The sequence below is a fragment of the Natronomonas sp. genome (genome assembly GCF_036625485.1).
GTDB lineage: Archaea > Halobacteriota > Halobacteria > Halobacteriales > Haloarculaceae > Natronomonas.
This window is the reverse complement of sequence record NZ_JAZKTR010000179.1, coordinates 1-4,436: the sequence shown is the minus strand read 5'-3', so window position 1 is coordinate 4,436 and position 4,436 is coordinate 1. Positions and strand designations below refer to the sequence as shown.

The window sequence follows — 4,436 nt, the reverse complement described above, 5'->3', positions numbered from 1 at the left end:
CCCGTGGCGGTAGCCCTCGATGTGTCCGTCGGAGCGGGCGCGGAAGACGACGGTCGGTTCGTGGTTGACGGTCGGTTGCTCGCCCTTGACGGCGTCCCACTCCGGTTCGGTGAAGGAGGTACAGTCGACGAAGAGGGCGGCGTCGGGGTGTTTGTCGAGTTGGCCGTCCTGTTTGGCCTTCCCGGTCTCACGGACCGCGGCGACGGGGTGGTCCGCGCGGGTGCGACGAGCGGGCGGTTCCGGTCGGGTAACCTCGACGAGTCGGCCGTCGACGGCGAAGTCCAGCGCGTGCCCGCTGTCCTGTTCGACCTCCGGTTCGAAGTCGAGGCCGGCGTCGATGAGGAGTTTGGCGACGTTAAATTCGGCCATCGTCGCGCGCATACGGGTCAGGTCGTAGCCCGGGGAGGTGCCGAGTTTCGAGGCCATCGTGTAGCGGAACTCGTCGAGGGCACCCGTCGAGAGAAGCGACTCGTAGAATTCGAGGCCCTCCTCGCGGGTCGCATCTGGGAAGCCAGCGGCGTCCTCGTCGAAGAAGCGGCGCGTCGAGTCGCGACCGTCCTTCGAGCAGAAGACGGGGAGGAAGAACCACGAGAGGTGTTCGTAGTCGGTCAGCCACGGGTCGGTGAGTTCCATCCGCGCGGTGAGCTCGCGCTGTGCCCACCGGGAGACGGCGTAGGGCGCCTCGTCGAAGGTCTCCTTGTCGGTTCGCCACAGGGACTCGGGAGTTTCGGTATTGCCGAGCCAGTAGGCGCGTCCGGGGCGGAAACAGAACAGGGCGATGTCGCCGTTGTCCATCTCGAAGCGGACGGCGTCGTATCGATCGTCGTTGACCGCGAACCACGGCTCTTCGATGCGGGCACCGAAAGAGGACTCCAGCGGTGCGAGAAGTCGATTGCGGACCCGGTCGCGGGTCCACGTCTCGTTCGAACGTCGGAAACGGAGAGGGCCGGCCACACTAGCCGTAGTCGGTCACCGGGTTTACCCGTTTCGTCCGACGTTGCGTGAACGCAACTCTCCGTTTATAAATGTACGCCAAAAATCCCCGTTACATTGATTATGTACAACTGCAAAGTGGGAGTGTACTTACCATGTCAATGGGTGCCTATGACGAAGACGAGCACGAGCGTCGCGAAGAGAAGACGTCCACCGTCGATGCCGCATTCGACGACGAGCGGACCAACTACGAGGGGAAGATAGAGTACGATTCGGGGGACTCGACGGAAGCACTGCTCGATCAATACAAGCAGATGCAATCCCGGTAGTTCCTCATCCAGTTTCTCGCCAGCGCAGTAGCGCCAGCGACGTCGTCGTGACGACGAAGACGGCAGTGACGTGTCCGATCAGCGCCGCCAGTAGCACCGGGAAATCGAGGATGAACGGCACCAGGACGAGTTGGATGATGCCGAAAAGCAGGGTCTCGCGGTCGGCCCGCCGGAGCGTCGCGGCGGTTTCGGGGTCGAACCGATAGGTCGCCGACCGCCACAGCGCGACGATGGCGGCCCACCACCCCGTCCCGAGCCGATAGCAGAGGTCCCACATCACCAGCAGCGTCAGGTAGACCACAAGCGTCGGCGGCCGGGTACCGAAGAGTCGCTCGACCAGCGGGCCGCCGCCGGGGTCGAAGACGAACAGGTGGGTGACGAAGGCGATGAAGGCCAAAACCGAGAGGACCACCTCGACGCTGGACCCGAACAGCAGGCGGCGGTAGGCCTCCGGCGTCTCCGGGGCCCGGGCGGCGCCGCTGATTCGGAGCATCTCGGAGCTGCCGGCGGCGGCGACGGCGACGGCGGCCGTCCCCGGGACGATGATATCCGGGAGGGCGTAGTACCACGCCAGCCCCAGCAGGGCGACCTCGAAGACGATCAACTGGATGGCGATGGCCGCCCGCCGGGAGATGTTGACGCCGGGCAGCGCGCCGATGATGCTCTCGTAGGCCCACGTCTCGCCGTACTCCGGCCGTCTCACGCCTCGGGCACCCCCTCCGCCTCGGCCAGCACGGCGCGGTCCCCAAGCGCCAGTCTGGCGGCCTCGTCGAAGGGAGTCAACTCGACGTCGACGTACTCGTCGATGCTGTGGTCGGTGACGACGACGGTGTTGCGCATCCCTTCGACCAGCGGCCGGGCGACGCTCGGTGGGATGTCGGTTACCAGCGAGAGCCATCCGGCCGACAGTCGCGCCGACAGGACGGGAACGGGCACGATGAGCGGCTGATGGCCGGTCAGCAACTCCGCGGTCCGCCGGAGGATCGCCTCGTAGGTGAGGACGTCCGGTCCGCCGATCCCGTAGGTCTCGCCCGCCGTCGCCGGCACATCGAGGACGCCGACCAGATACTCGATAGCGTCGTCGACGAAGATGGGCTGACACTCGGTGCGGACCCACTTCGGTGTCACCATCGCGGGCAACCGCCCCGACAGTTGGGCGATGAGTTCGAAACTCGCCGACCCCTCGCCGACGATGATGGCGGCCCGGAGCGTCGTGAGGTCGGCCTCGCTTTGGGCGAGGATGCGTTCGACCTCGCGGCGCGAACGGAGGTGCGCCGAGAGTTTGTCGCGGTCGTCGCCGAGGCCGCCGAGGTAGACCGTCCGCTCGATGCCGGCGGCGTCGACGGCGTCGACGAACGTTCGGGCCGCCACCCGGTCGTGGGCCTCGAAATCCCCGCCTGTCCCCATCGAGTGGACCAGATAGTAGGCGGCATCGACCGACGGGACGGTTACGGGCGGTTCCAGCAGGTCGGCCTCGATGACGTCGACGCTCGCGGGCCCGTCATAGCGGTCCGCGTCGCGAACCATCGCGACCACGTCGTGGCCGCGCTCCAACAACGCAGGCACCAGCCGACTGCCGACGAATCCCGACGCCCCCGTCACGAGCACGCGCATAGCTATGCGTTGCCGGCCACGCCCTTAATCCCACCCGGGCGTCGTGGGCGCGCCGCGGTCGTCCTCGACCGCCTCGCCGAGGGTCGGGTCGGCGGCCTCGTCAGCCTCGGCCCGCCGTGTCCACTCTTCGCGCGCTCGGCCGGCCCACGAATCGGCCGCCAGCACCCGCTCGTAGGCGTCCTCGTAGCGCCCCTCGTCGATGGCCAGCGTTCCGGGACGGGAGGCGGCAGCGACGGCGACGAACTCAGCGCGGTCCGCGTCGGTGGGATCGCCCGCAGCGATGCGCTCGATGCGTCCCGACAGCGCCTCGGGGTCCGGGTGGGCAAAGACCGTCGCGCCGAGGGCACCGACCCCGAGCAGGGGTTCGGCATCGTCGGGGTCGTCGTCGAGCAGGCGATCGCCGCCGAACGCTCCCTCGACGCGCTCGCATTCGGTTTCGGCATCCAGAGCGAGGTTGTCCCCGGGATAGGTGCTACAGGCGTCGGGATAGCGCTCGTCGTCGTGGATGCGACACTGGAGGGTCTCGGGGTCCAGAAAGGCGCAACTCGGCAGCCACTCGGGGTCGACCCCGAAGGGACCGACCGGTTTCGGTACCTTCCGGAGGCCGACGAGGAAGGCGGGCCGGCCGTCGATGGCCGCGAGTCGGTGGCCGTCGACGGTCACCGCCGAACCGGCGTCGGGGTCGGCGAACGGGCGTGGCGTCAGCACGTCGCCGAGACCGTCACGGAGGAACCGCCGCACCTCGTCGCTGGACAGCGGCACGAGGTTGTAGGTGTCGTCGATCGGAACTGGGCCACCCCGGCGCTCGTGGTCCAGCGACACCGACGACGGGGCAACGCCCCGCCAGTCGATACAGCAACCGGCACACCCCTCACAGTTGACGTCCATGCGTGTGTCACGTTAGCACTCGAAGACGGTAGGTCCACCGCAAAAACCGCCCATGACGTAACAGGACTGTTCCTCGATACATAGAGAGATAATAGAGAGATGTAATTACTCGATTCCTCGATATTTTCGGAGTAAGATTTTAGTTGAAATCCGTCCTCAATATCGAGTGGAGGTGGTGATGATGTCGGAGCGACAGCCACGTAGTGACATCTCCCGGATGGCCCGTCCGCCCCAGCCGGACGAACTACGCTCCCTCGACGTCTCCGAACTCTCGCGATACGATCTCCTCCTTGCGACGATCCCGTTGCTGCTGGTCTTCGGCTGGCTGGTCGGACAGGTGACGAGCGTTCCGGTCTGGGCCGCGCTCGCGGCCAGCGCGTTCGCGGTGCTCCCGCTGGTGGCCGACGGACTGGCGGTCAACCCGCCCCGGTAGGTCGCGTTCCTTTTGAGCCTCTGTCGCCTACGCCGGTCATGGCCAGCGAACCGTGTGAGGGCTGTGGCGACGACGTGGCGATAGGCGGCGGTATCTCCGGCATCTGGTCGTCCGACCCCGAGGGCACCGGCGGGATGACCCTGGAGTTCGAGGACGGCAGCGAGTTCTTCCTCTGTTTCGACTGTATCGAAGCGTTGCCCGACGAGCCGAGCAGCGAGGACGTCGCGGCGCTGAACGAG

At 66.8% G+C, this 4,436-nt stretch carries 7 protein-coding genes; 3 read left to right on the top strand and 4 right to left on the bottom strand.

The genetic code is table 11. From position 1 onward, the window contains the following. A partial coding sequence (locus V5A53_RS13215; protein ID WP_332314085.1) for a DUF5784 family protein occupies window positions 1-954 on the bottom strand: 954 nt, incomplete at its 3' end. A gap of 134 nt (window positions 955-1,088) precedes the next feature. Between V5A53_RS13215 and V5A53_RS13210 the strand changes: the two genes are divergently transcribed. Next, the gene (locus V5A53_RS13210; RefSeq protein WP_332314084.1) at window positions 1,089-1,262 is read left to right on the top strand and encodes a DUF5786 family protein; all 174 of its coding nucleotides are present in this window, start codon (window positions 1,089-1,091) and stop codon (window positions 1,260-1,262) included. 4 nt (window positions 1,263-1,266) lie between these two features. On the opposite strand, the gene V5A53_RS13205 is transcribed toward V5A53_RS13210, so the two are convergent. Genes V5A53_RS13205 through V5A53_RS13195 form a run of 3 tightly spaced genes read right to left on the bottom strand, consistent with a single transcriptional unit; the run spans window position 1,267 to window position 3,764 of the window. Beyond that, window positions 1,267-1,965 carry a DUF7530 family protein gene (locus tag V5A53_RS13205; RefSeq protein WP_332314083.1) on the bottom strand — a complete coding sequence of 233 codons (699 nt, stop codon included), beginning with the start codon at window positions 1,963-1,965 and terminating at the stop codon, window positions 1,267-1,269. After that, on the bottom strand, window positions 1,962-2,876 hold the full coding sequence (locus V5A53_RS13200; RefSeq protein WP_332314082.1) for an NAD(P)H-binding protein: 915 nt from the start codon (window positions 2,874-2,876) through the stop codon (window positions 1,962-1,964). Before V5A53_RS13200 ends, V5A53_RS13205 begins: the two co-directional genes overlap by 4 nt. Window positions 2,877-2,900: 24 nt before the next feature. Then, window positions 2,901-3,764, bottom strand: a complete 864-nt coding sequence (locus tag V5A53_RS13195; RefSeq protein ID WP_332314081.1) for a YkgJ family cysteine cluster protein — start codon at window positions 3,762-3,764, stop codon at window positions 2,901-2,903. 166 nt (window positions 3,765-3,930) lie between these two features. On the opposite strand from V5A53_RS13195, the gene V5A53_RS13190 reads away from it, so the two are divergent. Together V5A53_RS13190 and V5A53_RS13185 are read left to right on the top strand one after the other, a co-directional pair. Next, window positions 3,931-4,197 carry a hypothetical protein gene (locus V5A53_RS13190; RefSeq protein ID WP_332314080.1) on the top strand — a complete coding sequence of 89 codons (267 nt, stop codon included), beginning with the start codon at window positions 3,931-3,933 and terminating at the stop codon, window positions 4,195-4,197. 38 nt (window positions 4,198-4,235) lie between these two features. Next, window positions 4,236-4,436: DUF7561 family protein (locus V5A53_RS13185; RefSeq protein WP_332314079.1), on the top strand; the 201-nt coding region annotated here is incomplete at its 3' end.